This is a genomic window from Pseudomonas cremoris (assembly GCF_014230465.1).
In genome coordinates this window covers 119475-145004 of sequence record NZ_JAAXCY010000013.1, presented here as the reverse complement: position 1 = coordinate 145004, position 25530 = coordinate 119475, and the positions used below count along the sequence as shown (strand labels likewise).

Here is a 25530-nt window from a genome sequence, read left to right as displayed (position 1 = left end):
GGCCACCTGAATGGCGGCTCTTTTTGCCTTGGAGCCGTGATGAAAAGCAAAACCATCCGCCGCTGGTCCTTCATCCACACCTGGACCAGCCTGATCTGCACGGTGTTCCTGCTGCTGCTCGCCCTCACCGGCCTGCCGTTGGTGTTTCACCACGAGATCGATCACCTGCTGGGCAGCGAGCCGCAATTGGCGCAAATGCCCGCCGACACACCACAACTCAACCTGGAACAACTCGTGACCGCCGCCCAGGCCCATCGCCCTGGCGAAGCCATGCAGTACCTGGCCTGGGACGAGGACGACAAGAACGGCGTGATCGCGATCATGGCGGCCACTGCCGGGACCGAGCCCAACTCCTCCCACACCTTCATGCTCGATGCGCGCACCGGTGAGGCCGTGGAGATGCCGTCGGCCAATGGCGGGTTCACCCTGTTTCTGCTGCGCTTGCATGTGGATATGTTTGCCGGTTTGCCGGGCAAGTTGCTGCTGGCGTTCATGGGCCTTTTGTTTGTGGTGGCGATTGTCTCCGGTACGGTGTTGTACCTGCCGTTCATGCGCCGCTTGAAGTTCGCCACCGTACGCCAGGACAAGTCCACACGTTTACGCTGGCTCGACCTGCATAACCTGATCGGCGTGGTGACCCTGACCTGGGCATTGGTGGTGGGCGTTACCGGCGTGATCAGCGCCTGCGCCGACCTGATCATCGCCGCCTGGCGCCAGGACAGCCTCAGCGCCATGATCGAACCCTACAAACATGCGCCGCCGCTGACCCAGCGAGCACCAGCCACCGAGCTGCTGGCCATCGCCGCCAAGGCTGCGCCCGGCATGGAGCCGGACTTCATTGCCTTCCCCGGCACGCGTTTTTCCAGTGAGCACCACTATGCGGTGTTCATGAAGGGCAGCACCCACCTCACTTCACACCTGCTCACGCCGGTACTGATCGACGCCAGCACCCTGGCCGTCACCGCCATCGCCGAACGGCCGTGGTACATGGACGCCATGGGCATGTCCCAGCCGCTGCACTTTGGCGACTATGGCGGCATGCCGATGAAGGTGTTGTGGGCGGTGCTGGATGTGCTGACCATCATCGTGCTGGGCAGCGGGGTTTACCTGTGGATCGTCAGGCGTAAAACATGAAGCCGCGTCAATCGAGTTTCTGGAAGGTGTTTGCGATTCCGCTGGGGATTGGCCTGCTCAGTGCCGCCGGGTTGTTTGCGGCGTTGCTGGGAGATGGCTGGTGGGATTCGTTGAGTTGGCTGGGGTTGGGGATTCCGGCTGTGATTGGCGCTTTGGCGTTGTTCAGGCGGCGCGGCTGAGGACGCTTTCGCGAGCAAGCCCGCTCCCACATTGACCGCATTCCATCTGAAAAAACGCGATCGAATGTGGGAGCGGGCTTGCTCGCGAAGAGGCCTTCAAAAACACCTTCGATACCTCTAGGCTAGCCACTGCCCACAGTGAGGAATGCCCATGTCCGCTCCCAGCATGACCTTGTTCCACAACCCCGCATCGCCCTTTGTCCGCAAAGTTCGCGTATTGCTGCTGGAAACCGGCCAGCAGGATCGCGTCGCCCTGCAAACCTGCATGCCAACCCCGGTCACCCCAGACACCCACGTGGTGCAAAGCAACCCAGTGGGCAAGATCCCGGCCTTGCGCCTGGCCGATGGCTCGGTGCTGCACGACAGCCGGGTGATCCTCGATTACTTCGACCACCAGCACGTTGGCAACCCGCTGATACCCCGCGACGGCTCGGCCCGCTGGCGCCGCCTGACCCTGGCCTCGATGGCCGACGGCATCATGGATGCCGCCGTGCTGGTGCGGTATGAAAGCGCCCTGCGCCCGGTGGAGAAACACTGGGATCAGTGGCTCGACGAACAGCGCAATAAGATTCGTCGTACCCTCGCCGAGCTGGAAGCCGACGCGATTGCCGAGCTGGCCAGCCACTTCGACATTGCCGCCATCAGTGTGGCGTGTGCCTTGGGCTATCTGGATTTCCGCCACCCGGACATGCAATGGCGGTTGGACAACCCCAAGCTTGCCGATTGGTACGCCGAGGTCAGCCAGCGTCCTTCGATGCAACAGACCCAGCCGCCGGCCTGAAATCCACCGCGAACCAATGTGGGAGCGGGCTTGCTCGCGAAAGCGGTGGGTCAGTCAATGAATCCGTTACTGGCAGACTGCCTTCGCGAGCAAGCCCGCTCCCACACTGTGCGGCGGCGTTGTTGAGGAATATGACCAATCCCTCCTTCACGCGCTGATCCTCGCGCAAGCCAATCATGACTCCACCTTGCGCTTGCCCACGCCATACCAATCCAGTTTGCGCGTCAGCACCATCACCGTCCCCAGCAAGCCAAACAGCAACAGCGAGCCCATCAGCAGCGCGTAATCCTCGGCACTCAGCAACCCGTACAACAAGCCATACAACGCTGCCAACCCCGCCGAAAAGCCCAGGCCGTGAGTGATGCTGCGCAGCACGTGGCACACGTAAAAACCGATCAACAACACGCAGGCACTGGCGGAGATGAGGTAGGCCATGGCGAAGCCGATGTGCTCGGACAACGACAACAGCAGCAAGTAGAACAACGCCAGCGCAACGCCCACCAACGCGTACTGCACCGGGTGCACCGCCAGGCCCTTGAGCACTTCGAACAGGAAAAAGCCGGCAAAGGTCAGGGCGATGAACAGCAATGCATATTTGATCGCCCGGTCGCTTTTGAGGTACTGGTCAACCGGGTCGATGAAGTTCACGCCAAAGCTGCGGTTGCTGAAGTCCTTGCAGCTCTGGCCGTCCAGGCAGTTTTGCAGCGCTTGTTCGAGGTTGGTGGAAAAGAATGAGGTCTGCCATGTGGCGGTAAAGCCCTGGTCGGTGACTTCACGCTGGGCCGGCAGGAAGTTGCCGATAAAACTCGGGTGCGGCCAATTGGAAGCCAATGACACCTGGCTGGTCTTGCCCACCGGCACCACTTGCAATTGCTCGGTGCCTTGCAGGCGCAGGTCAAACGCAAACGCCACGACATAGGGCTTTTTGCTGTCCTGCTCGGGCAGTGTCACGTGCACGCCTTCACCCAACCAGTCGACCTGGGAGCCCGGTTCAAAGTCCAGGCGCTGGCTGCCCAGCTCAAGCTTCAGCGCGTTTTCGATGCCACGAATATCGCTGATACCCACCGCCAGAAACGCCTGATCAAAGCGGTAATCGGCGAAGTCTTCGGTGATACCCAACTGCGCAGGCAGTTCGAAATGCCCGCTGATGCGGTTGTCGGCATGGAACAACCGCGCCTGGTAGATACCCCGTGCACGCAGTTCGGTCTGCACCTTGCCGTCGAGTTCAAATCGATCCGGCAGGAAATACAGACGACCACGCTCTTCACGGGTGACTTCGTAGCGTTTGTTGAGCTTTTCATTGAGCTTCCACTCGCGCACGGTCTTGCGATAGGGCACCACCATCACCGGGCCGGTGAGGCGCTGGCTGTAGCTGGAGCTGCGGGCAATTTCCTCCAGCACAGTGTCGCGAGTGTATTGCCGGTCGCCGATGATGCCGTTGATCATCAGCAATGGAATCAGCAATACCAGCATCAGCAGCGCAATTGCGCCCAGTTTGAAAAGCAGACTGCGGTTCATGGGACTCTCCCTGTTTTGATGGGGCGAGTCTGGGCAGCCTGTGTGGGAGATTTATGTGGGCAATGTGGAGACTGTGTGGAGATGCAGCACCACGTGCACGCCACCCGGCACATTGCCGATCTGCAACGCACCGCCGTGCAGCTTCATCACTTCCTCGACAAAGTTGAGGCCCAGGCCTGTGCTTTTGCGCCCGCTGGCCGGGCGTGGCAGCGAGTAGAAACGCTCACTCAGGCGCGGCAGGGCGTAGTCGGGAATCGGTGCTGCCTGGTTGAACAGGCTGACCTGCACGTCGTTGTGCCGGGTGTGGGCACTGAACCTCAACGTGCCGCCGGGGGGTGTGAAATCCAGTGCGTTATCCAGCAAATTCCCCAACGCCTGGCGCAACAGGAACGGCTCGCCGTACACCCTCACGTCAGCAGCAATCGCCTGCTCGACCTGCAAGCCGGCGCCTTCGATGCGCGCGCATTGGGCCTTGAGTACGTCATCGACCATCGCCGCCAACGGGATACTCACCTGCTCCTCCAGGCCTTGGCGCTGCTCGACTTGCGCCAGGTTCAGCAGGCGTTCGATCAAGTGCTGCAGGCGTGCGCTTTCACTGTCGATATTGCCGACAAAGCGCTGCTGCTGCTCACGGCTCATATCGCCCTGCAACAGCTCCGCCGCGCCGCGAATTGCCGCCAATGGGCTCTTCAGTTCGTGGGTCAGGGTGTGCACGTAATGTTCGACGTAGGCCTTGCCTTCCAGTTGGGTGCGCATGTGCTCCACGGCGGTGGACAGCTGCTTGAGTTCACCACCACGGTAATGCGGCAGCTCGGCACGTCGGCCTTCGCTGACGGCCTCTGCGTACGCCGTGAGCCGCCGCAGGGCGACGCTCAGCCACCACGACAGCAATGCGCCAAGCAACAGGCCGAGGATCACCAACCCCGCGCCGTACCACAGCAGGCGACGTTCAGTGCGATCTACATAGGGTTGCAACGAGCTATTGGGCTTGGCCACGGTGACCACGCCGATGATCTCGCCGTTGTCGCGAATCGGCGCGCCCACGTGCATCACCGACGACGCCGGGTCGTCCAGTTCGCTGCGGGTGGAACGGGCGCCGTATTCACCGCGCAGGGTCAGGTACACGTCGTTCCACTTGGAATAGTCTTGGCCCACCGCTTCGCCGGTGGAGTCGAGCAGCACGATGCCCTTGGCGTCGGTCACATAGATACGGTGGTTGACCTGGTTTTTCGGCAAGCCCCAGATGGTCGCCCCCGGCTGGCGATTGCCATAAGCCTTGAGCAGTTCGGGCCAGTGGCTTTGGCCGAGGGTGCCGTTCTTCACGTCATCGCGCAGGACTTCGGCCAACAGGTTGGCCGTGTCCACCAGGGTTTCTTCGGTGGACTGGCGCACGCCCGGGCGGATTTCCTTCATCACCGTGCTGAGCACGAAGTAGCCGGTGAGGCCGATAAACAGCGCGTACACCAGGAAGATCCGCAGCCCCAGGCGCATCAGCTGTTGCCCGGACTGTAGCTGTAACCGAGGCCGCGGTGGGTCTGGATCGGCTCGGCATCGGCAGCCACCACTCGCAATTTGCTGCGCAGGCTTTTGATATGGCTGTCGATGTTGCGCTCATAGCCGGCATCCGCCGCCACGCCGACCGCGTCCAGCAGTTGCTCGCGGCTGAACACCCGCTCGGGCTGGTCCAGCAGGCTTTGCAGCAGACGGAATTCGTGACGCGTCAGGCTCAGCGGCTGGCCGCGATAATGGATCTGCATGCGTTCCAGGTCCACTTGGAACACAGCGGGCGTCACTGCGGGGCCGACACGCTTGAGGATCGCCCGAACCCGCGCCGCCACTTCCCGAGGGCTGAACGGCTTGACCACATAATCGTCAGCGCCGATCTCCAGCCCCACCACACGGTCGATCTCGCCATCCCGAGCACTGAGGAACATCACCGGCACCTCGCTGAACCGCCGCAGTTGCTTGCAGGTTTCAAAACCGCTGATGTCCGGCAGGCCGATGTCGAGGATGATCAGGTCCGCCGGGGTCTGGCGCTGATGGGCCAGCGCCTCCTGGCCAAGGCTCAGCCAGGTGGTGGTGAAACCCTCGCCTTGCAGGGCGAATATCAGCGTGTCGGCGATGGCCGCTTCGTCTTCGACAATCAGGATGTGGGGCATGGGGCTCTGTCAGCAGTCCGGTTTGTCGGCAGTGTAACGACGGGCCGGGTTTACCGCTGCGCCAAATTCACGCAAGGCCTTGGCGCCAATCAGCAGCGGGTAGTTGAAGCTGCTGCGGTCGGTGAGGTTGACCTCGACGGTGCGCTTGACGTTGCCCAGGCACATTTCCAGGTCGATCACCGGGCGCTTGGCCACGGTGGCTTCGTCCTTGTCGTCGTCTTCGTCGGCGCGGCTTTTGATCTTGCTGATACGCGACACCTTGTGCTCGTAGACCTTGTCGCTGGCGTCCTTGCCGCCGAGGCGGAAGCGCACCCAGTCGTCGCCGTCACGCTGGAAGGTCTCGATATTGCGCGCCGACAGCGAGGCGGTCAGTGCGCCGGTGTCCATCTTGGCCTTGAAGGTCTCGCCGATCTCCGGCAACTGGATGTATTCGTAGCGACCGTAGAGGGTAGGTTCGGCGGCCATGACAGGCAAGGCGACCAAGGCGAGCGAGGCAAATAGCAGTTTCACGAAGTGATGTCCTCGGAAAGAAGTAGGCGGATTCTAGACCGCAAAAGCGGCACTTAGTTAGCTCACCCAACCATACCCGGCACATTGTGAAACATTCGTGCGGCGATTTGCGATTTGGCCTCTAGACTCAGCTCTCTTATCATGGCCCGCCCACAAGATCCCAAGAGTTGCTTATGCGCCGCCTGCTCACCGGCTGTTTTGTCACCTTGCTGCTGTTGCTCAACACCCTGGTCCTGATCGGTCCGTTGATGGTGTTTGCCCTGCTCAAACTGGTCGCCCCCGGCCGCTCGCGCGACTACATGTCGTGGGCGGTGATGTGGATCGCCGAGACCTGGGCCGAGATCGACAAGCTGATTTTCGCGCTGTGCATCCCCACCCAATGGGACATTCGCGGTGGCGGCGACTTGCGCACCGACACCTCTTACCTGGTCATCAGCAACCACCAATCCTGGGTGGATATCCCCGCGCTGATCCAGGCCCTCAACCGCCGCACGCCGTTCTTCAAGTTCTTCCTGAAAAAGGAGCTGATCTGGGTGCCCTTCCTGGGCCTGGCATGGTGGGCGCTGGATTACCCGTTCATGAAGCGCTACAGCAAGGCGTTCCTGGCCAAGCACCCGGAGCTCGCCGGGCAGGACTTGAAGATCACCAGGGAAGCCTGCGAGCTGTTCAAGCGCCAGCCGGTGACGGTGGTCAATTATCTGGAAGGCACGCGGTTCAACGAAACCAAGCGCAAGCAGCAGGGTTCGCCGTTCAAGCGGTTGCTCAAGCCCAAGGCGGGCGGCGTGGCATTTGTACTGGCGGCGATGGGTGAACAACTGGACGCGATTCTCGACGTCACGGTGGTTTATCCACAGGAGAACATCCCAGGGTTCTGGGACCTGATCAGCGGGGCGGTGCCAAGGGTGATCATCGATATCCGCACCCGCGAACTGGACCCGGCCTTATGGCAGGGGGATTACGAGAACGATCCGGCATTTCGCCAAACCGTCCAGAACTGGGTGAACCAGCTCTGGAAGGAGAAAGACGCGCGCATCGAACAACTGCGCGCGGAACGTCCTTAACCGCCGGTACCCCAGGCCTGGGCCAGTTTGCCCAGCACGGACGTGCTGGCGCCCTGGCTACCCAGGTATTGCAGGATCACCGGCGCAAACTGGCCGACCATCCCGCTGTCCATGCCCAATGCGCTGAACGCGGTGTTCAAGTCGCTGGTGCTCTTCACGTTACCCAGCAAGCCGTCCAGGCCGCTGGTCTTGCTGCCGCCGCTCTGGCCGAGCATGCCGCTCAAGGCGCCGAGGCTGCCCAGGGAATTGCTGCCTGACAGTTGGTCCAGGCCGGGCACGCTTTTACCCAATTGCGAATAGTCGGTGCCGCTCAGTTGGTTCTTCGCCAGACCCAGCATGGCGCCGGTGCCGCCTACGGCTTGTTCTGGGGTGACATTGAGTTGCGAGGTCAGGGCGCTGAGCAGACCGGCGGTCTGAGAGCTCGGCGCCGCAGCCGCCGCCTTGTTGGTGCCCTGGGCGCCGGAAACGGCGTTGGCCACGTCACCGAGGCTGAAACCTGCGGCAAACACCGGGCCGGCGGCCACGCTCAGCAGGCAGGACAGGGCAAAACCGCGTGAAATCTTCATCAAAATAACCTCTGAAAGTAGGCGCTAAAAGCAGGGATTTGACTGACAGTCCCGAAGGATTGTTCCCACACTCAGATTAGTTCAGATAGTCACTGCATCCGAATCAGTCGTCTGCGCGTATATCCAGCAGGTACCGCCCGAAGTGGGATGGGGAGTGGGATGGAATGAATGCCAGAGCTGAACTACCCTCTGCCTACCGTGCGCAGTCCCATCGCCCTCGTTCGAGCGCTTGGAGAGGCCCTATTTCGATCAACGATACTGACCCATTGCGGCCATTACTGGCTCAATGCGCCCTAGGCAACCGCCAGGCGTTCGAAACCCTTTACCGCAGCGTTTCTCCGCGGCTGCACGGTGTGGCCCTGCGGTTCATGGGGCGTACGGACCTGGCCGAAGAGGTGTTGCAGGAAGCCTTCGTGCGTATCTGGTACAACGCCTCGCGCTACGAGGCGCACCTGGCGGCGCCGATGACCTGGATGGTCAACATCACCCGCAACCTGGCCATCGACCAATTGCGCAAACACCGTGAGCAACCGCTGGTGGATGGCCAACAAGACGCCATGGTCGATGACGCCCCCAGCGCACACGACCTGCTCGACAGCCAACGTGAAGCCAACGCCTTGAATCGTTGCCTGGAGACCCTGGACGGCATGCAGCGCCAATCCATCAGCGTGGCTTACTTCCAGGGCCTCTCCTGCTCGGAATTGGCCGACCACTTGGCAGCGCCCCTGGGTTCGGTCAAATCCTGGATTCGCCGTGGCATGGAACGCCTGCGCAGGTGTCTTGAATCATGAACTACCAGACCACCGCCCTGCGCCGCGCCCTCGCTGCCGATTACGCCATCGGCCTGATGCCTGCCACCGCATGCCGACGTTTTGAAGCCTTGTTGCTGGACGACCCAGCGCTGCGGGTTGAACTCGGCCATTGGCAAGACGCCCTCGCCAGCCTCACCGGCAGCTTGCCGGAGCGCCCCGTGCCGGCCCATGTGTGGGCAGGCATCCAGGCGCGTATTGACCCGCAGGTGTTGCACATGCCCGCGAAGACGCCGTTCTGGAAGGCTTGGCGCGTACTGGCCGCCGCCTGTGCGGTGGTCGTGGCGCTGCTGGTGGGCGTGCTGTACCAGCGCGATATCGGCGTGGAATACAACGCAACACTGGTGAATACCAGCCAACAACCTGCGCTGCGGATTCACGCCTTCGCCGATCATCTGCAGGTCGAATCGCTGGCGTTGACGGCAGTGGCGCCCACGCATGATCTGGAACTGTGGGCGATCCCACCCGGCGGCAAGCCGATTTCCCTGGGCCTGGTGCCAGCGGCTGGCAAAGGCCGTATTCAATTGAGCGAAGCCCAACAAGCCTTGCTCAGCGCACCGCTGACCCTCGCCGTAAGCCTGGAGCCAAGGGGCGGTTCGCCCACCGGTCAACCCACTGGGCCAGTGCTGTATCAGGGCCAATTGGCATCACTTTGAGCTGACACGGGGTCAGGAACCCATCGTAGGAAGCAGGGTCCATGACAGGACCCAAAACCCTGCCAGGACCCACCGCATGAGCGCCACCCGCCACACCGTGACCGAGCCAAAACCGCCTTTCTGGAGCCGCCCGCGTGTATTTATCGGCGTGTGCGTGGCCATCGTTTCAGGCCTGGGCAGCGCGCTCTACACCCAGGACAACGTCAAATCCGCCGCCACCCTGGTGACCACCGCCCAGCAGCCTGCGGCGCAAATCAGGGCGCACAAGGATTACCTCGAAGTCGAACCGATTGCCACCGCGACACCTGAACCGGACCGCAGCCTGGAACTCTGGGCCATGCCCGAGGGGCGCGCGCCGGTTTCGCTGGGGCTGTTACCGGAGGATGGCAAGGGCATTATCGGCCTCAACCCGCGCCAGCAGAAAAGCATTCGCCAGCCGGTTGAGCTGTTGGTGAGTTCAGAGACCAAGGGTGGGTCGTTAAGCAAGCAGCCCACCGGGCCGACGGTTTATCAGGGCGCGTTGGCCGCTCGCTGAGTCGATGTGCTGCATCTCGTAATAATAAACCGGCTGTTGATCACGAATCGCTCTAGACAACTGGCACTTCTAACAGTAGCCGCCACTGAAAATTCACCTGCAGCATGATTCCTCCCAGTCCCACCCGGAGGTCGTCATGAAAAGTGCAATGCTTGCAGGTGTATGTGCCGCCATGGCACTGCTGAACACATCGTATGCAGCGACCTCTACCTGTCCGACGCCCCAGGAGATCAAACAACACGCCTTGGACAACGGGGGTTATCGCTACGAGATGCACCGGCCTGATGGGCGCACCTGGTTCGGTGAAAACCCGCAGGCCAGCGCGTCGTACCTGGCTGACTCAACGTTCCACGATGCCCGTTACAACGCCGAGGACCACTCCATCACCTGCACCTACAAAGGGCCGATGAATAACGATGCGAGCTTTTCGATCACGCTCAAACCTGTCTTGGATTGGAACCTTATCCCTATAGGCGGTTGGAGCGATTGGAGAGGCACGTATTGCGAAGCCCTGGAAATTGCCAAATGCTCATTCACGCATCAGTGAAAAACGCCACCGAATCCTTCCTACAGCAGCCGTCCACGCATCCACGCCTCGAGGTCCAATCTGTGGCGGAACTCACTCTTCGACACGGCCCACCCAAGCGAGTCTTCCCATTCACATTCAACGGGAAGGCTCAGCCACACTATGAGGAGCTGTAACAACCATGATCGGCTTGATTCCCAATCTTTATGCTGCCTTCAGCGCACTCAACCATTTGCCACCTCGCAACCCAGCCCAGGCTGCGCGGCCCCAAGCTATCGGCATCGACCAATGCCCTGCGCCCCGCGAAATTCAATCCAAACCCTACACAGACCCTGACCTTCCAGCGCCCTATGGCGAGGGCTATCAATACACGGCCACAGCCAATGGCAAGACGTGGACAGGGCAAACGGCAGCCACCCAGGATGACTACCTGGACCCGGAGTACGAACTCAAGGCCGAGGCCATCAATGAACGCAACGGCCAGATTCATTGCGACTACGGCGGCAAGCGTTTGATCAAGAATGGTGAGGTGGCCGATCCCTATCTGCGACTCACGCCCCTCAAGTAACCCATAAAAAATGGCGACCTCCGGGGTCGCCATTTTTTCAGCCTTGAACGTTACGCCGCACTGAACAGCTTATGCGGATCAATCACAAACTTCTTCGGCACGCCCGCATCGAACTCGCCGTAGCCACGCGGCGCGTCATCCAGGCTGATCACCTGCACACCGACGATTTCAGCAATGTTGATACGGTCCCACATGATCGCCTGCATCAGCGCGCGGTTGTACTTCATCACTGGGGTCTGGCCGGTGTGGAAGCTGTGGGATTTGGCCCAGCCCAGACCAAAGCGAATGCTCAGGCTGCCCATTTTTGCGGCGGCATCCACGGCACCCGGATCTTCGGTGACGTACAGGCCCGGAATACCGATCTTGCCCGCCACACGCACCACGCCCATCAGCGAGTTGAGCACGGTGGCCGGGGCTTCGGCCTTGACGCCTTCATGGCCATGACCACGGGCTTCGAAGCCTACGGCATCGACGGCGCAGTCCACTTCCGGTTCACCCAGCAATGCAGCGATCTGTTCGTGCAGCGGGGTATCGGTGGACAGGTCGGCCACTTCAAAACCCTGGGCCTTGGCGTGGGCCAGGCGGATCGGGTTGACGTCGCCGATGATCACCACCGCTGCGCCGAGCAGGCGTGCCGAGGCTGCAGCAGCCAGGCCGACAGGGCCGGCACCGGCGATATACACGGTGCTGCCTGGACCAACGCCGGCAGTGACGGCGCCGTGGTAACCGGTAGGCAGGATGTCGGAGAGGCAAGTCAGGTCGCGGATTTTCTCCATGGCCTTGTCGCGGTCCGGCAGTTTGAGCAGGTTGAAGTCGGCGTACGGCACCAGCACGTATTCGGCTTGGCCACCGGTCCAGTCGCCCATGTCGACGTAGCCGTAGGCACCACCGGCACGGGCCGGGTTAACAGTGAGGCACACGCCGGTATGTTGTTCTTTGCACGAGCGGCAACGGCCGCACGCCACGTTGAACGGTACGGAAACCAGGTCGCCGATTTTCAGGTTTTCGACGTCGCTGCCCTTCTCGATCACTTCACCGGTGATCTCGTGACCGAGCACCAGGCCGGTCTGGGCAGTGGTGCGGCCGCGCACCATGTGTTGGTCGGAGCCGCAGATATTGGTGGAGACCACGCGCAGGATGACGCCATGCTCGATCTTCCTGCCACGGGGGTCCTGCATTTTGGGATAGTCGATTTTCTGTACTTCGACCTTGCCGTTGCCGAGATACACGACACCACGATTACCAGACATGCTTTCACCTCGCTGTTGTTTTTATGGAACCGCGTTGCCCAGGCAGGCAGCGCGTTTAAGTGCTCGGGTACAGATGCTGTTTCTTGTGTTGTTTGTTAGGGCCTCTTCGCGAGCAAGCCCGCTCCCACATTCGAATGCATTCCAAAGTTGGAACACGGTCGAATGTGGGAGCGGGCTTGCTCGCGAAGGCGTCCATCAGAGCACCACCGTTCTATTGGCGTTGAGAAACACCCGCCGCTCGATGTGATACCCAACCGCCCGGGCCAATGTCAGCCCTTCAATATCCCGCCCCTTGGCAATCAAGTCCTCGGGATAGTGGCTGTGATCCACCACCTCCACGCCCTGGGCGATGATCGGGCCTTCGTCCAAATCGTTGTTGATGTAATGCGCTGTAGCGCCGACCAACTTCACACCCTTGTTGTACGCCTGATGATAAGGCTTGGCGCCCTTGAACCCGGGCAACAACGAGTGGTGAATGTTGATGGCCTTTCCATCAAGTTTGCGGCACAGCTCCGGCGACAGCACTTGCATGTAGCGCGCAAGGATCACCAGCTCGGCGCCGGTGTCTTCCACCACTTGCCACACTTGACGCTCCTGGGACGGTTTGTCGTTGGGGTCGAGGGGGAAATGGTAGTAGGGAATCTGGTGCCAGTCGGCCAACGGCTTCAAATCGGGGTGGTTGGACACCACCGCGACCACGTCCATCGACAACTGGCCGATGCGCTGGCGATACAGCAGATCGTTCAGGCAATGATCGGCCTTGGAGACCATGATCACCACTTTTGGCCGGTAGTTCGGCGCCGTCAGCTCGAAGATCATGCCAAAGGCTTCGCCGCGAGTGGCCAGGCCATCGCGGAAAGCTTGCTCGTCAAAACCGTCGGGCTGGCGGAACTCCACGCGGATAAAGAACCGGCCCGAAAGCCGATCATCGAACGAGTGGTGCTCAGTCACGTAGCAGCCCTGTTCGAACAGGTAGCGGGTGACCGCGTCCACCGTGCCGAGCACGCTGGGGCAGTCGGCAGTCAAAATCCATGTATCGGGTGCGCGGCTCATGGGGCATTCCTCAGGCTTGGACGCTCAGGCCGAATTCGGCAGAGGCATCCTGTAACCACAACCACCAGTAGTCCGAGAAGCTGCGACGAATCAGCAGTTCCCAAGTGTCTTCAGCGGTGTGACGGATCACCAATTGCGACTTGGCGAACACCGTGCCCACTGCCTTGCCCACCGGGAAGTTATTGGGGTGAACGTCGTAGCTGGTGGACTTCATCAGCACATCGCGCACGTTCGGGCCGCTGAGTTCGAGGATCTGCTGGCCGCCGCTGACGTTGACCACCTGGATATGCAGCTCGCCCAGGGCTTCGCGCAAGCTTTTCTCGGCAGCGAATTCTTCACCGCTTGGCACGATGAGCAACCACTCATCCGGGCCAAGCCATTGCAGGCTGGTTTCGCCTTTGACGATGACTTGCAGAGCGCCGGGCAACTCGATGCCCAGGGCCTTGTGCACACCGGCGGCGAAAGCCGCGTCATGCCCATCGCCACGGATGGTCAGGTGGCCCAGGAGTTTCTTTTCACGCACGGTCACGCCGGCGTTCTTGCGGCCCTTGCCGACCAGGCTGGCGAGGTCGGCATGGTGCAGCGACGACTCGGCCTTGGCCCCGGAGGTTGGGCGTTGTTGGTAAACATTGGCTGCTGTCATAAAGCACCTGTTCTAAATTCTGTTGTGAGGCTACTGGCGTCTTCGCGAGCAAGCCCGCTCCCACATTTGAAATGCGTTCCCCCTGTGGGAGCGGGCTTGCTCGCGAAGGCCGCGACTCGGTCTATCAGATGTTCTGGCGATCACCTTTCGGGTCAAAGAACACCGAGGAAACAATCTCCGCCTCGATCACGCTGCCATCCGCTTGCGGTGAGAACACCCGCTCGCCAATGCGCTTCAAGCCGCCCTTCACCACGCCCATGGCAAACGAATAACCGAGGGAGTTGTGCGCATAACTTGAGGTGACGTGACCGACCATCTTCATCAGGATCGACTGCTTCGGATCGAGCACCAACTGCGCGCCTTCCGGCAGCCACACTTTCGGGTCCACCGGCTTCAAGCCCACCAGTTGCTTACGCTCTTCACGCACGCAGTCTTCACGGTTCATGCCGCGCCAGCCGATCCACGAGAACGGCTTGGTACGCCCTACGCACCAGCCCATGTTCAGGTCGTCCGGGGTCATCGAGCCGTCGGTGTCTTGGCCGACGATGATGAAGCCCTTCTCGGCCCGCAATACGTGCATGGTTTCGGTGCCGTACGGGGTCAGGTTGTACTTTTTGCCGGCCTCGACGATTTTTTCCAGCACGCCCATGGCGTAGTCGGCCTGTACGTTGACTTCGTACGACAGCTCACCGGTAAATGAAATCCGAAACACCCGCGCCGGTACGCCGCCCACCAAGCCTTCTTTCCAGGTCATGAACGGGAAGCCGTCCTTGTCCAGGTCGATGTCGGTCACTTCCGCCAGCAACTTGCGGCTGTTGGGGCCGGACAGAGTCATGGTCGCCCAGTGGTCGGTGACCGAGGTGAAGTACACCTTGAGGTCTGGCCATTCGGTCTGTTGGTAGATTTCCAGCCACTGCAGCACGCGTGCCGCGCCGCCGGTGGTGGTGGTCATCAGGAAGTGGTTGTCAGCGAGGCAGGCCGTCACGCCGTCGTCGAAGACCATGCCGTCTTCCTTGCACATCAGGCCGTAGCGCGCCTTGCCCACGTCGAGCTTGGTCCAGGCGTTGGTGTAGATGCGGTTGAGGAACTCGCGGGCATCCGGGCCCTGGATGTCGATCTTGCCGAGGGTGGACGCATCCAGCAGGCCGACGCTGTCGCGCACCGCCAGGCATTCGCGCTTCACCGCTGCGTGCAGGTCTTCACCGTTGCGCGGGAAGTACCACGGGCGTTTCCACTGGCCGACGTCTTCAAACTCGGCGCCGTTCTTTACGTGCCAGGCTTGCAGCGCGGTGTAGCGTACGGGTTCGAAGATGTGCCCACAGTGACGGCCTGCTACCGCGCCGAAAGTCACCGGCGTGTAGTTCGGGCGGAACATGGTGGTGCCCATCTGCGGGATGGTCACGTTCAACGAACGGGCAGCAATCGCCAGGCCGTTGACGTTACCCAACTTGCCTTGGTCGGTGCCAAAGCCCAATGCGGTGTAACGTTTGACGTGCTCTACCGATTCGAAACCTTCGCGAGTCGCCAGTTCGATGGCGGCGGCGGTCACGTCGTTTTGCAGGTCGACAAATTGCTTTGGCGCACGTGCGGTGGGCTTGTCGTGGGGTACTTGATACACCGCCAGGGTCGGCTCTTCCAAGCGACTCAGGGCTTTTGGCAAGGTGCCTTCCACCGGCGCAAAACCGGCTTCGCTGGCGGCGCGCACGCCACCTTCAAAACCGTCAGCCAGGGAATCGCCGAGACCGTAGACACCATTGATGCCGCCCACGCACACGCGTTTTTGCGGTGCTTCGCCCGGCACAAAACCGAGGATGTCTTCGCGCCAGGTCGGCTTGCCGCCCAGGTGCGAGGCCAAGTGGACCACCGGGCTGTAGCCGCCGGAGCTGGCCACCAGGTCGCAGTCCAGCCACTCGCCGGGGCTGGTGACTTTGTGTGCCTTGACGTCAATCGCAGCGACGCGAGCAGCGGTCACGCGCTTGGTGCCACGGGCTTCGACCACGGCGCTGCCGGTGAGGATACGAATGCCCTTGGCGCGGGCTTCTTCCACCAGCGCACCGCGCGGGTTGTGGCGTACATCGGCCACCGCGACCACTTGCAGGCCGGCATCCAACCAGTCCAGCGCTACGCGGTAGGCGTGGTCGTTGTTAGTCGAGAGCACCAGCTTTTTACCCGGTGCCACGCCATAGCGACGCACGTAGGTAGAAACCGCACCGGCCAGCATGTTGCCCGGCACGTCGTTGTTGCCGTAAACCAGTGGACGCTCGCACGCACCGGTCGCCAGCACTACACGCTTGGCGCGCACACGGTGGATACGCTGGCGCACCACGCCAATCGGCGCACGGTCACCCAGGTGATCGGTGAGGCGTTCGTGAATGGTCAGGAAGTTATGGTCGTGGTAGCCGTTGACGGTGGCGCGAGGCAGCAGCACCACGTCCGGCAACGCTTTCAATTCGGCGATGACGCTGGCGACCCACTCAGTGGCCGGCTTGCCGTCGAGGCTTTCGCGCGAATCCAGCAGAGAGCCACCGAACTCTTCTTGTTCGTCAGCGATGATCACGCGGGCACCGCTGCGCGCAGCCGCCAATGCAGCGGCCAGGCCAGCAGGGCCTGCGCCCACCACCAGCACGTCGCAGTGACGGTTGAAGTTGTCGTAGGTGTCCGGGTCGTTCTCGGTCGGCGAGCGGCCAAGGCCAGCGGCCTTACGGATGTACTTCTCGTAAGTCATCCAGAACGATTGCGGGTACATGAAGGTTTTGTAATAGAAACCCGGCGGCATCAGCTTGCCGCCGACTTTGCCGAGAATACCCATCACGTCGGTGTTGACGTTCGGCCAGCCGTTGGTGCTGGTGGCGACCAAACCTTGGTACAGCGCCTGTTGGGTGGCGCGCACGTTCGGGATCTGGGTGGCTTCGGTGGCACCGATCTGCAGCACCGCGTTCGGCTCTTCGGCGCCAGCAGCAAAGATGCCGCGAGGGCGCGAGTACTTGAAGCTGCGGCCGATGATGTCGACGCCGTTGGCCAGCAATGCTGCGGCCAGGGTGTCGCCTTCAAAGCCCTTGTAGGTCTGGCCGTTGAACGAAAACGTCAGGACCTTGTTGCGGTCGATCCGGCCACCGTTGGACAGGCGATTGGTCTGGCTCATACCTTCTCTCCAGTAGCCTTGGCGGTGAATTGCGGCTTGGTGCCGATCTTGTAGGTTTCAAGAATTTCGTAGGTCAGGGTGTCGCGGGTCGCGTTGAAGTACTGGCGGCAACCGGCGGCGTGAATCCACAGTTCGTGGTGCAGCCCACGGGGGTTGTCGCGGAAGAACATGTAGTCGCCCCACTGCTCGTCGGTGCAGGTATTCGGGTCCAGCGGGCGCGGGATGTGCGCTTGGCCGGACGCGTGGAATTCCTCTTCGGAGCGCAGTTCGCCACAGTGAGGACAGAAGATATGCAACATAGGAAATTTCTCCTGTTAGTGGGCGACGGCCGCAGCGCCGTGTTCGTCGATAAGCGCACCGTTGTGGAAACGGTCGATGGAAAACGGTGCCGCCAATGGGTGCATCTCACCCTTGGCCAAACTCGCGGCAAACACGTTGCCTGAGCCCGGCGTGGCCTTGAAGCCGCCGGTGCCCCAACCGCAGTTGAAGAACATGTTCGGCACTGGCGTCTTGGAGATGATCGGGCAGGCATCCGGCGTGGTGTCGACGATGCCGCCCCACTGACGGTTCATGCGTACGCGCGACAGCACCGGGAACATCTCGACGATGGCCTGGATGGTGTGCTCGATCACCGGGTACGAACCACGCTGGCCGTAGCCGTTGTAGCCGTCGATACCGGCGCCGATCACCAGGTCGCCCTTGTCGGACTGGCTGATGTAACCGTGCACGGCGTTGGACATGATCACGCTGTCGATAATCGGCTTGATCGGCTCCGACACCAACGCTTGCAGCGGGTGGGATTCAATCGGCAGACGGAAGCCGGCGAGTGAGGCCATGTGCCCGGAGTTACCGGCAGTCACCACACCGACGCGCTTGGCGCCGATAAAGCCCTTGTTGGTTTCCACGCCGATGCACACGCCGTTTTCCTTGCGGAAGCCGATCACTTCGGTCTGCTGGATCAAGTCCACGCCCAGTGCGTCAGCGGCACGGGCAAAACCCCAGGCCACGGCATCGTGACGAGCCACGCCGCCGCGACGTTGCACGGTAGCGCCGAGTACCGGGTAGCGGGTGTTTTTCGAGCAATCGAGATACGGGATCTCGTCGGCCACTTGTTTGGCGTTGAGCAACTCGCCGTCGACGCCGTTGAGGCGGTTGGCACTCACGCGGCGCTCGGAATCACGGATGTCTTGCAGGGTGTGGCACAGGTTGTACACGCCACGCTGGGAGAACATCACGTTGTAGTTCAGGTCCTGGGACAGGCCTTCCCACAGTTTCATCGCGTGTTCGTACAGGTGAGCCGACTCGTCCCACAGGTAGTTGGAGCGCACGATGGTGGTGTTGCGCGCGGTGTTACCGCCGCCCAGCCAGCCTTTCTCGACCACGGCCACGTTGGTGATGCCGTGCTCCTTGGCCAGGTAGTAGGCGGTCGCCAGACCATGCCCGCCGCCGCCGACGATGACCACGTCGTAGACCTTTTTAGGGGTGGGCGTGCGCCACATCTTCTGCCAGTTTTCGTGGTGGCTGAGTGAGTGCTTGAAGAGGCCAAAGCCCGAGTAGCGTTGCATAGTCATTACTCCAAAACCGCGCTCAGCGATAAACCGGGAAATCGGCGCACAGGGCAGACACGTGCTTGGCCACGTTAGCCTCGACATCGGCATCGCCGAGGTTGTCGAGGATGTCGCAGATCCAGCCAGCCAACTCCACGCATTGCGGCACTTTAAAACCACGGGTGGTTACCGCCGGGGTGCCGATGCGCAGCCCCGAAGTCACGAACGGCGACTGTGGGTCGTTCGGCACGGCGTTCTTGTTGACGGTGATGTGGGCGCGACCCAGGGCGGCGTCCGCCTCTTTGCCGGTGAGGCCCTGACGAATCAGGCTGACCAGGAACAGGTGGTTATCGGTACCGCCGGACACGACATCGTAGCCGCGCTTGATAAACACCTCGGCCATCGCCTGGGCGTTGTCGATCACTTGCTGTTGATACGCCTTGAAGCCCGGCTCCAGCGCTTCCTTGAAGCACACGGCCTTGCCGGCGATGACGTGCATCAGCGGGCCGCCCTGAGCGCCGGGGAATACGGCGGCGTTGAGTTTCTTTTCGATTTCTTCGTTGGACTTGGCCAGGATCAGGCCACCACGCGGACCGCGCAGGGTCTTGTGGGTGGTGGTGGTGACCACGTCGGCGTACGGCAGCGGGTTCGGGTACAGGCCAGCAGCGACCAGGCCGGCAACGTGGGCCATGTCGACGAACAACAGCGCGCCCACCTTGTCGGCAATCTGGCGGAAGCGTGGGAAATCCAGGGTCTTGGAGTAGGCAGAGAAACCGGCCACAACCATTTTCGGCTTGTGCTCGACCGCCAGGCGCTCGACTTCGTCGTAGTCGATCAGGCCGGTGTCGGTGTTGATGCCGTATTGCACTGCGTTATACAGCTTGCCCGAGGACGACACTTTGGCGCCGTGGGTCAGGTGACCGCCGTGGGCCAGGCTCATGCCCAGGATGGTGTCGCCAGCATTGATCAGGGCAAGGTACACAGCGCTGTTGGCGGACGAACCGGAGTGCGGCTGCACGTTGGCGTAATCGGCGCCGAACAGTTGCTTGGCGCGTTCGATGGCCAGGGCCTCGACTTTATCCACATGCTCGCAGCCACCGTAGTAGCGCTTGCCTGGGTAGCCTTCGGCGTATTTGTTGGTGAGGCCGCTGCCTTGAGCTTCCATCACGCGTTTGCTGGTGTAGTTCTCTGACGCGATCAGCTCGATATGATCTTCCTGGCGCTGCTCCTCGGCATTCATGGCCGCCAGCAGTGCGTCGTCATATCCCTGGATCTGGTCTTGTTTGCTGAACATCGCGTCTCTCCCAGCCTTTCGTATTGTTGAGGCCCGGTGCAGGGCCCTTTGATGCGATGGTAGGGCTGGCGCCTCTGGGTCAAATGCCTACGGGCGCCACGCAAAGGTGCGTTTACGACATTCATTGAGCGACACAGAACAAATGTGGGAGCGGGCTTGCTCGCGAAAGCGGTGTGCCAGTCAACACATGCATTGGCTGACACACCGCTTTCGCGAGCAAGCCCGCTCCCACAGGGGGTTAGGCGATAGTCTGACGGACCAGTAGCAGCAGTAGGAAATGCAGGGGATAGAGGGAGTAGGCCCAGCGACGCATGGCCGGTGGCGCGACATTTTTGCCATGTCGCAACAAGACCAGACCGGCCAATGGCGCGATCAGGCATGCCGCCAATCCCGACAGCGCCACCAGCGATCCACTGTTGAGCAGCACCTGCCATTGGTTGGCGGCCACACAGACCAACCCCGGCAATACACTGAAATACCACGGACGCCGAAACACCAACAGCATCGCCAACGGCAGCAACACACCAAAAAAACCGAACATCAATTGCTCGGAGAAAACGCCAGCTATCGTGACGGCAACCAGCGCCAACCCCCGATCAAACAGCGCCTTCTGCTGCCATCCTCGCGCAACCAGCAAACCCAGCGCCAAGGTCGGCAACACATTCAACGTATCGGCATCCTCGATAAACAGCCGATACGGCACTTCACTGATCACACTGAACAGCAGCAACCAGCCCAGGTAACGACCGGTGAGCGACGCGCTTCCCATTCGGTGCAAATTCGCCGCAATCGCCAGGCAAAACCACGGAAAAGCCAGGCGCCCCGGCACATACAGTCCATCCAGGCTCAACCCGACATAACGCAGGTGATCAAGCACCATGCACAGCAGCGCCAGCCACTTGAGCAGGTCCAGAGCGCCGTCTCGGACACGTCCGACAGGCAAGGTGTAGGCAGCGTGCATAATTCCCCAACGACTTTGCATTTACAGTACGTGCGCACCCCAGACAATCTTGGTTACAGTGCGCACCAACATCGACCACAGGAATGGGCCATGACCGACAAGAGCCAACAATTCGCCAGCGACAACTACTCCGGCATCTGCCCGGAAGCCTGGGCCGCCATGGAACAAGCCAACCAGGGCCATCAACGGGCCTACGGCGATGATGAATGGACCCACCGCGCCGCCGACGGTTTCCGCAATTTGTTCGAAACCGACTGCGAAGTATTCTTCGCCTTCAACGGCACCGCCGCCAACTCCCTGGCGCTGTCCTCGTTGTGCCAGAGCTACCATAGCGTGATTTGCTCGGAAACCGCCCACGTCGAAACCGACGAATGCGGCGCGCCGGAGTTTTTCTCCAACGGCTCCAAGCTGCTCACCGCCCGCACCGAAAACGGCAAGCTGACCCCGGAATCGATCCGCGAGATCGCCCTCAAGCGTCAGGACATTCACTACCCCAAACCACGCGTGGTCACCTTGACCCAAGCCACCGAAGTCGGCAGCGTGTACACCCCGGAAGAAATCCGCGCCATCAGCGTGACCTGCAAGGAGTTGGGGCTGAACCTGCACATGGACGGCGCGCGTTTCTCCAATGCCTGCGCATTCCTCGGCTGCTCACCCGCCGACCTGACTTGGAAAGCCGGTGTGGACGTGCTGTGCTTCGGCGGCACCAAAAACGGCATGGCCGTGGGTGAAGCGATCCTGTTCTTCAACCACAAGCTGGCCGAAGACTTTGACTACCGCTGCAAACAGGCCGGCCAACTGGCATCGAAAATGCGCTTCCTCTCCGCCCCATGGGTAGGCTTGCTGGAAAACGACGCGTGGCTCAAACACGCACGTCATGCCAACCACTGCGCGCAATTGCTGAGCAGTCTGGTGGCGGATATTCCGGGGGTGGAATTGATGTTCCCGGTACAGGCCAACGGCGTGTTCCTACAGCTGTCAGAACCGGCTATCGCGGCGCTGACGGCAAAGGGCTGGCGCTTCTACACCTTCATCGGCAAGGGCGGTGCACGGTTCATGTGTGCGTGGGATACCGAAGAGGAGCGTGTAAGGGAATTGGCGGCCGACATTCGGGAAGTGATGGGCGCCTGATACTGGCGTAACGCCGAGTCTGTTATTTGATATTTCTGACAGCAGCGCACTGCATTTTCGTTGACTAGCCTCTTGGAACCCGAAAGGAAAACGCCGCTGCAGCGGCACCCTTTCGGGAACAACTGCCTGCCGAATAATCGGCCGGAAACGGAAATCCAGCAGAGAGCCAAACCATGGAATACCAAAGCAACGGCAACACCCTGCAAAGCGACGGCACCATCAACACCACGGTCATCGACTGGGATGAGTTCCGCAAGTACGCAAAAGTCGGCGACACCATCCGCGAACCTTCAAGGACGCTGCGGATCTACGATAAAGTCTATGAATTGACAGCATCAGGCCAGCACTTCGTGGTCCATATCTACGCCCAATAAGCCTTAGCCTGATCGTTCCCACGCAGAGCGTGGGAACGATCAGCCGATCAGCGGTTAGAACTCGATACGCACGTCGCCCTTCGGCACACTGCAGCAGGACAGGATGTAACCCTCGGCCTCGTCTTCCTCGGTGATCCCGCCGTTGTGGTCCATCTCGACTTCCCCGCCCAGCTTCATCACCTTGCACGTCCCGCAAATCCCCATGCCGCAGGCCTTCGGAATCAACAGGCCAAGCTTGGCCGCTGCTGCGTGCACGGTTTCGCCCGGTGCCACACGAATGCTTTTGCCCGAGGCAATGAATTCCACCTGATGCAAATCTGCCAGGTCGATTTCCGGCGCATCTGCCGCTTGCTCGGCCTGTTCCACCGCGTCGGCACGGGCTTCCGGCGGCGTGGCGCCGAAGGATTCCTCGTGGTAACGCGCCATGTCGAAACCTGCGACTTCCAGCAGGCGCTTCACTGCGTTCATGTAGGGCGTGGGGCCACAGCAGAACACTTCGCGCTCCAGGAAGTCCGGCACCATCAGTTCCAGCATCTTGTGGTTCAGATAGCCGCGATAACCCGCCCAAGGCTCGCCCAGGCCATGTTTCTCGCAGATCAGGTGCAGGCTGAAGTTGTCGATCCGCGACGCCATGTGCTCCAGCTCGCGGTGGTAAATGATGTCTTTGGGCGAGCGAGCGCTGTGGATGAACGTCATGTCGACGTTGGCGTTGGTGTCGTAGAACCAGCGCGCCATGGACATCACCGGCGTTATGCCGACGCCACCGCTGAGGTACAGCACTTTTGGGCTTGGGAAGTCGATGGCGTTGAACAAACCCACCGGCCCGTGTACCGCCAGTTCCTGACCCTCGTGCAGCGTGTCATGCAGCCAGTTGGACACCTTGCCGCCAGGCACGCGCTTGATGGTCACCGAGAAGCTATAAGGCACCGAAGGCGAGCTGGAAATGGTGTAGGAGCGCATGATCGGCTGGCCTTCAATTTCCAGCTCCAGGGTGACGAATTGCCCCGGCTTGAAAAAGAACAGGATCGGCTGGTCGGCCATGAAACAAAAGGTGCGCACGTCCCAGGTTTCCTGGATGACTTTGACGCAACGGACGATGTGCCGACCATTGGCCCAGGTCTGGGTGGTTACCGGATTCAGGAAGCTGTTGGACATGCTGATTCTCCACTGCCGATGTTCGGCTTTATGGTGGCGATTCTGCGTAACGCCGGATTCGCCCATTTACCTATCTGCGACATTCACATACTTATCGCGACCAGCCCCCAACGACCTAGGGTTGCGCGTCGGGAACAGATTGGGCCATGTCGCCCATGGATAAGGTTCGGCACATCGGCGGCCCCACACTCGCTTCCAACAACGACGCTTTCTTTACGCCTTGCTGCAAACCTGATTAGCCACTTATCTCGGCCACACAGAATGGCCATGAGGACACACACGATGGACGTCACCGCAACCTTAAGCTTGGGCGATCCGCTGGAACCCGCACGTAAGGCCACCGCGCAAATGCTGCAGGAGCGTGAGCGCACGTTCTCGCTGCCACAGCCGTTCTACTCTGATGAGCGGTTGTTTGATATCGACATGCAGGAGATCTTCCAGAAAGAGTGGTTGATCGCCGGCATGACCTGCGAGATCCCCACCAAGGGCAACTACCTGACCCTTCAAGTGGGCAAGAACCCGATCATCGTGATCCGTGGCGCCGAAGGCGTGGTGCATGCGTTCCACAACGTCTGCCGCCACCGCGGTTCGCGCTTGTGCACCAGCGACAAGGGCAAGGTCGCCAAACTGGTCTGCCATTACCACCAGTGGACCTACGAACTGGACGGCCGCCTGCTGTTCGCCGGCACCGAGATGGGCGCCGACTTCGACATGAAGCAATACGGTTTGAAACCGGTGAACGTGAAGACCGCCGGCGGCTACATCTTCATCAGCCTGTCGCAGAACCCGCCGGCCATCGATGACTTCCTGTCGACGCTCAACCATTACATGGAACCCTACGACATGGAAAACACCAAGGTGGCGGTGCAAACCACCTTGATGGAGAAAGCCAACTGGAAGCTGGTGCTGGAAAACAACCGCGAGTGCTACCACTGCAACGCGTCACACCCGGAACTGCTCAAGACCTTGCTGGAATGGGACGACGTCACCGACCCGCGCGCCGACCAGGCGTTCAAGGACCACGTGGCCGCTTCGGCTGCCGCTTGGGACGCCGAGAAGATCCCTTACGCCCACGCCAGCTTCGGCCTGCGTAACCGCATCGTGCGCATGCCGCTGCTCAAGGGCACCGTGTCGATGACCATGGACGGCAAACAGGGCTGCGCGAAGCTGATGGGCCGCATCAAGAACCCGGATTTGGGCTCGATGCGCATCCTGCACCTGCCGCACTCGTGGAACCACTGCATGGGCGACCACATCATCGTGTTCACCGTGTGGCCGATCAGCGCTCAGGAGACCATGGTCACCACCAAGTGGATCGTGCACAAAGACGCGGTGGAAGGCGTGGACTACGATCCGGCGCGCATGCGCGAAGTATGGGACGCCACCAACGACCAGGACCGTCGCCTGGCCGAAGAAAACCAGCGCGGCATCAACTCCACCGCCTACCAGCCCGGCCCATACTCCAAGACCTATGAGTTTGGCGTGGTGAACTTCGTGGACTGGTACAGCGAGCGCATGCTCAGCAACCTGGGCGCGGCGCCGGCGCCGTACCTCAAGGGCGTGGCTGTACACGAATAACCGGCATCCCACAGGTCAAACTGTGGGTATCTACACAACTTGTAGTGAGCGGACTTGCCCCGCGCTGGGGGGCGAAGCCGCCCCAAATCCAGGCACCTCGGTCTCTTTGAAAAACCGCGGTGCCCCCAGCGCGGGGCAAGCCCGCTCACTACAGCAAGCCTCCTCCCACCTTTCAGATCTGTTTAATGGTCAGAATTTGAGCAACACCCCCGCAGCCCGCTGGCTTTGTGCCCTCCAGCCTTTCCCCAACAACTTATCCACAAAGCCACCCACAGCAATTGTGGGCAACTGCGTTAATGCAGCGAAATTAAACCAATAAAATCCGTGACTTATTCAAGATCGCAGTTTCAAACCCTACCTGGTCACTTTTTAACCATAACCCTGTATGCCTTATAAACCG

The 25530-nt window shown here is 60.9% G+C and carries 26 protein-coding genes; 12 read left to right on the top strand and 14 right to left on the bottom strand.

Annotation, left to right across the window (positions count from 1 at the left end; genetic code table 11):
* Positions 1 to 39: 39 nt before the first annotated feature.
* The 3 genes from HF257_RS27970 to HF257_RS27960 all read left to right on the top strand — a co-directional run bounded on the left by HF257_RS27970 (position 40) and on the right by HF257_RS27960 (position 2094).
* Positions 40 to 1134, top strand: a complete 1095-nt coding sequence (locus tag HF257_RS27970; protein ID WP_185709236.1) for a PepSY-associated TM helix domain-containing protein — start codon at positions 40 to 42, stop codon at positions 1132 to 1134.
* Positions 1131 to 1313: a hypothetical protein gene (locus HF257_RS27965; protein ID WP_185709235.1), complete on the top strand. Its 183-nt coding sequence runs from the start codon at positions 1131 to 1133 to the stop codon at positions 1311 to 1313. The genes HF257_RS27970 and HF257_RS27965 overlap by 4 nt, the downstream gene beginning before the upstream one ends.
* Before the next feature lie 151 nt (positions 1314 to 1464).
* The gene (locus HF257_RS27960) at positions 1465 to 2094 is read left to right on the top strand and encodes a glutathione S-transferase N-terminal domain-containing protein (protein WP_185709234.1); all 630 of its coding nucleotides are present in this window, start codon (positions 1465 to 1467) and stop codon (positions 2092 to 2094) included.
* A gap of 174 nt (positions 2095 to 2268) precedes the next feature.
* Here the strand turns inward: HF257_RS27960 and creD are convergent, their stop codons facing one another.
* From creD to rloA2, 4 genes are read right to left on the bottom strand one after another with little or no spacing between them, the layout of a single operon-like run.
* Complete coding sequence (gene creD / locus HF257_RS27955; protein ID WP_185709233.1) at positions 2269 to 3612, bottom strand: cell envelope integrity protein CreD; 1344 nt, start codon at positions 3610 to 3612, stop codon at positions 2269 to 2271.
* A 51-nt stretch (positions 3613 to 3663) separates the two neighbouring features.
* On the bottom strand, positions 3664 to 5103 hold the full coding sequence (gene creC / locus HF257_RS27950) for a two-component system sensor histidine kinase CreC (protein ID WP_185709232.1): 1440 nt from the start codon (positions 5101 to 5103) through the stop codon (positions 3664 to 3666).
* On the bottom strand, positions 5103 to 5771 hold the full coding sequence (gene creB / locus HF257_RS27945; RefSeq protein WP_185709231.1) for a two-component system response regulator CreB: 669 nt from the start codon (positions 5769 to 5771) through the stop codon (positions 5103 to 5105). Before creB ends, creC begins: the two co-directional genes overlap by 1 nt.
* Positions 5772 to 5780: 9 nt before the next feature.
* Positions 5781 to 6281, bottom strand: coding sequence for a retropepsin-like aspartic peptidase RloA2 (gene rloA2, locus HF257_RS27940; RefSeq protein ID WP_185709230.1), 501 nt, complete (start codon positions 6279 to 6281; stop codon positions 5781 to 5783).
* A gap of 173 nt (positions 6282 to 6454) precedes the next feature.
* Between rloA2 and HF257_RS27935 the strand changes: the two genes are divergently transcribed.
* Positions 6455 to 7342 (top strand): acyltransferase, encoded by an 888-nt coding sequence (locus HF257_RS27935; protein WP_185709229.1) that lies wholly within the window; start codon positions 6455 to 6457, stop codon positions 7340 to 7342.
* Here HF257_RS27935 and HF257_RS27930 read toward each other — a convergent pair.
* Entirely contained in the window at positions 7339 to 7908 is a 570-nt protein-coding gene (locus HF257_RS27930) for a DUF2780 domain-containing protein (protein WP_185709228.1), read from the bottom strand. The genes HF257_RS27935 and HF257_RS27930 overlap by 4 nt on opposite strands.
* Before the next feature lie 164 nt (positions 7909 to 8072).
* Here HF257_RS27930 and HF257_RS27925 point away from each other — a divergent pair, with 164 nt between their 5' ends.
* The 5 genes from HF257_RS27925 (at position 8073) to HF257_RS27905 (ending at position 11002) form a co-directional block, all read left to right on the top strand.
* Positions 8073 to 8699, top strand: a complete 627-nt coding sequence (locus tag HF257_RS27925) for a sigma-70 family RNA polymerase sigma factor (protein ID WP_185709227.1) — start codon at positions 8073 to 8075, stop codon at positions 8697 to 8699.
* The gene (locus HF257_RS27920; protein WP_185709226.1) at positions 8696 to 9373 is read left to right on the top strand and encodes an anti-sigma factor; all 678 of its coding nucleotides are present in this window, start codon (positions 8696 to 8698) and stop codon (positions 9371 to 9373) included. Before HF257_RS27925 ends, HF257_RS27920 begins: the two co-directional genes overlap by 4 nt.
* Positions 9374 to 9449: 76 nt before the next feature.
* Complete coding sequence (locus HF257_RS27915) at positions 9450 to 9908, top strand: anti-sigma factor domain-containing protein (RefSeq protein ID WP_185709225.1); 459 nt, start codon at positions 9450 to 9452, stop codon at positions 9906 to 9908.
* Between the two features lie 136 nt (positions 9909 to 10044).
* A complete protein-coding gene (locus tag HF257_RS27910; protein WP_185709224.1) occupies positions 10045 to 10455 on the top strand; it encodes a DUF3757 domain-containing protein in 411 nt (136 codons plus the stop codon).
* A 160-nt stretch (positions 10456 to 10615) separates the two neighbouring features.
* Positions 10616 to 11002 (top strand): hypothetical protein, encoded by a 387-nt coding sequence (locus HF257_RS27905; RefSeq protein WP_185709223.1) that lies wholly within the window; start codon positions 10616 to 10618, stop codon positions 11000 to 11002.
* Positions 11003 to 11052: 50 nt separating this feature from the next.
* On the opposite strand, the gene fdhA is transcribed toward HF257_RS27905, so the two are convergent.
* The 8 genes from fdhA to HF257_RS27865 all read right to left on the bottom strand — a co-directional run bounded on the left by fdhA (position 11053) and on the right by HF257_RS27865 (position 20892).
* On the bottom strand, positions 11053 to 12252 hold the full coding sequence (fdhA, locus tag HF257_RS27900) for a formaldehyde dehydrogenase, glutathione-independent (RefSeq protein WP_016977809.1): 1200 nt from the start codon (positions 12250 to 12252) through the stop codon (positions 11053 to 11055).
* 195 nt (positions 12253 to 12447) lie between these two features.
* Positions 12448 to 13305, bottom strand: coding sequence for a formyltetrahydrofolate deformylase (gene purU, locus HF257_RS27895; protein ID WP_005792124.1), 858 nt, complete (start codon positions 13303 to 13305; stop codon positions 12448 to 12450).
* A 10-nt stretch (positions 13306 to 13315) separates the two neighbouring features.
* Positions 13316 to 13948, bottom strand: a complete 633-nt coding sequence (locus HF257_RS27890) for a sarcosine oxidase subunit gamma (RefSeq protein WP_185709222.1) — start codon at positions 13946 to 13948, stop codon at positions 13316 to 13318.
* A 124-nt stretch (positions 13949 to 14072) separates the two neighbouring features.
* Entirely contained in the window at positions 14073 to 17090 is a 3018-nt protein-coding gene (locus HF257_RS27885; RefSeq protein WP_185709221.1) for a sarcosine oxidase subunit alpha, read from the bottom strand.
* Complete coding sequence (locus HF257_RS27880; protein ID WP_185709220.1) at positions 17087 to 17389, bottom strand: sarcosine oxidase subunit delta; 303 nt, start codon at positions 17387 to 17389, stop codon at positions 17087 to 17089. Before HF257_RS27880 ends, HF257_RS27885 begins: the two co-directional genes overlap by 4 nt.
* A gap of 15 nt (positions 17390 to 17404) precedes the next feature.
* The gene (locus tag HF257_RS27875) at positions 17405 to 18655 is read right to left on the bottom strand and encodes a sarcosine oxidase subunit beta (RefSeq protein WP_010207084.1); all 1251 of its coding nucleotides are present in this window, start codon (positions 18653 to 18655) and stop codon (positions 17405 to 17407) included.
* A gap of 22 nt (positions 18656 to 18677) precedes the next feature.
* Positions 18678 to 19931, bottom strand: a complete 1254-nt coding sequence (gene glyA, locus HF257_RS27870; RefSeq protein ID WP_133075404.1) for a serine hydroxymethyltransferase — start codon at positions 19929 to 19931, stop codon at positions 18678 to 18680.
* Between the two features lie 238 nt (positions 19932 to 20169).
* A complete protein-coding gene (locus HF257_RS27865) occupies positions 20170 to 20892 on the bottom strand; it encodes a TraX family protein (RefSeq protein ID WP_185709307.1) in 723 nt (240 codons plus the stop codon).
* Positions 20893 to 20982: 90 nt separating this feature from the next.
* Here HF257_RS27865 and HF257_RS27860 point away from each other — a divergent pair, with 90 nt between their 5' ends.
* Positions 20983 to 22023 carry a threonine aldolase family protein gene (locus tag HF257_RS27860; protein WP_110620199.1) on the top strand — a complete coding sequence of 347 codons (1041 nt, stop codon included), beginning with the start codon at positions 20983 to 20985 and terminating at the stop codon, positions 22021 to 22023.
* A 173-nt stretch (positions 22024 to 22196) separates the two neighbouring features.
* A complete protein-coding gene (locus HF257_RS27855; protein WP_185709219.1) occupies positions 22197 to 22397 on the top strand; it encodes a hypothetical protein in 201 nt (66 codons plus the stop codon).
* 54 nt (positions 22398 to 22451) lie between these two features.
* Here the strand turns inward: HF257_RS27855 and gbcB are convergent, their stop codons facing one another.
* Positions 22452 to 23552, bottom strand: a complete 1101-nt coding sequence (gbcB, locus tag HF257_RS27850) for a glycine-betaine demethylase subunit GbcB (protein ID WP_185709218.1) — start codon at positions 23550 to 23552, stop codon at positions 22452 to 22454.
* Positions 23553 to 23834: 282 nt separating this feature from the next.
* Here gbcB and gbcA point away from each other — a divergent pair, with 282 nt between their 5' ends.
* Positions 23835 to 25130 (top strand): glycine-betaine demethylase subunit GbcA, encoded by a 1296-nt coding sequence (gene gbcA / locus HF257_RS27845; RefSeq protein ID WP_185709217.1) that lies wholly within the window; start codon positions 23835 to 23837, stop codon positions 25128 to 25130.
* Positions 25131 to 25530 lie beyond the last annotated feature (400 nt).

Excerpts from the sequence above, each read along its gene's own strand:
- gbcA (WP_185709217.1), top strand. The coding sequence starts at position 23,835 with ATGGACGTCACCGCAACCTTAAGCTTGGGCGATCCGCTGGAACCCGCA.
- HF257_RS27935 (WP_185709229.1), top strand. The coding sequence starts at position 6,455 with ATGCGCCGCCTGCTCACCGGCTGTTTTGTCACCTTGCTGCTGTTGCTC.
- purU (WP_005792124.1), bottom strand. The coding sequence starts at position 13,305 with ATGAGCCGCGCACCCGATACATGGATTTTGACTGCCGACTGCCCCAGC.
- creB (WP_185709231.1), bottom strand. The coding sequence starts at position 5,771 with ATGCCCCACATCCTGATTGTCGAAGACGAAGCGGCCATCGCCGACACG.
- HF257_RS27860 (WP_110620199.1), top strand. The coding sequence starts at position 20,983 with ATGACCGACAAGAGCCAACAATTCGCCAGCGACAACTACTCCGGCATC.
- HF257_RS27875 (WP_010207084.1), bottom strand. The coding sequence starts at position 18,655 with ATGCAACGCTACTCGGGCTTTGGCCTCTTCAAGCACTCACTCAGCCAC.
- HF257_RS27880 (WP_185709220.1), bottom strand. The coding sequence starts at position 17,389 with ATGTTGCATATCTTCTGTCCTCACTGTGGCGAACTGCGCTCCGAAGAG.
- HF257_RS27930 (WP_185709228.1), bottom strand. The coding sequence starts at position 7,908 with ATGAAGATTTCACGCGGTTTTGCCCTGTCCTGCCTGCTGAGCGTGGCC.
- HF257_RS27885 (WP_185709221.1), bottom strand. The coding sequence starts at position 17,090 with ATGAGCCAGACCAATCGCCTGTCCAACGGTGGCCGGATCGACCGCAAC.
- HF257_RS27910 (WP_185709224.1), top strand. The coding sequence starts at position 10,045 with ATGAAAAGTGCAATGCTTGCAGGTGTATGTGCCGCCATGGCACTGCTG.
- HF257_RS27890 (WP_185709222.1), bottom strand. The coding sequence starts at position 13,948 with ATGACAGCAGCCAATGTTTACCAACAACGCCCAACCTCCGGGGCCAAG.
- HF257_RS27855 (WP_185709219.1), top strand. The coding sequence starts at position 22,197 with ATGGAATACCAAAGCAACGGCAACACCCTGCAAAGCGACGGCACCATC.
- HF257_RS27915 (WP_185709225.1), top strand. The coding sequence starts at position 9,450 with ATGAGCGCCACCCGCCACACCGTGACCGAGCCAAAACCGCCTTTCTGG.
- glyA (WP_133075404.1), bottom strand. The coding sequence starts at position 19,931 with ATGTTCAGCAAACAAGACCAGATCCAGGGATATGACGACGCACTGCTG.
- creD (WP_185709233.1), bottom strand. The coding sequence starts at position 3,612 with ATGAACCGCAGTCTGCTTTTCAAACTGGGCGCAATTGCGCTGCTGATG.
- gbcB (WP_185709218.1), bottom strand. The coding sequence starts at position 23,552 with ATGTCCAACAGCTTCCTGAATCCGGTAACCACCCAGACCTGGGCCAAT.
- HF257_RS27960 (WP_185709234.1), top strand. The coding sequence starts at position 1,465 with ATGTCCGCTCCCAGCATGACCTTGTTCCACAACCCCGCATCGCCCTTT.
- HF257_RS27920 (WP_185709226.1), top strand. The coding sequence starts at position 8,696 with ATGAACTACCAGACCACCGCCCTGCGCCGCGCCCTCGCTGCCGATTAC.
- HF257_RS27970 (WP_185709236.1), top strand. The coding sequence starts at position 40 with ATGAAAAGCAAAACCATCCGCCGCTGGTCCTTCATCCACACCTGGACC.
- HF257_RS27965 (WP_185709235.1), top strand. The coding sequence starts at position 1,131 with ATGAAGCCGCGTCAATCGAGTTTCTGGAAGGTGTTTGCGATTCCGCTG.
- fdhA (WP_016977809.1), bottom strand. The coding sequence starts at position 12,252 with ATGTCTGGTAATCGTGGTGTCGTGTATCTCGGCAACGGCAAGGTCGAA.
- HF257_RS27905 (WP_185709223.1), top strand. The coding sequence starts at position 10,616 with ATGATCGGCTTGATTCCCAATCTTTATGCTGCCTTCAGCGCACTCAAC.
- HF257_RS27865 (WP_185709307.1), bottom strand. The coding sequence starts at position 20,892 with ATGCACGCTGCCTACACCTTGCCTGTCGGACGTGTCCGAGACGGCGCT.
- creC (WP_185709232.1), bottom strand. The coding sequence starts at position 5,103 with ATGCGCCTGGGGCTGCGGATCTTCCTGGTGTACGCGCTGTTTATCGGC.
- HF257_RS27925 (WP_185709227.1), top strand. The coding sequence starts at position 8,073 with ATGAATGCCAGAGCTGAACTACCCTCTGCCTACCGTGCGCAGTCCCAT.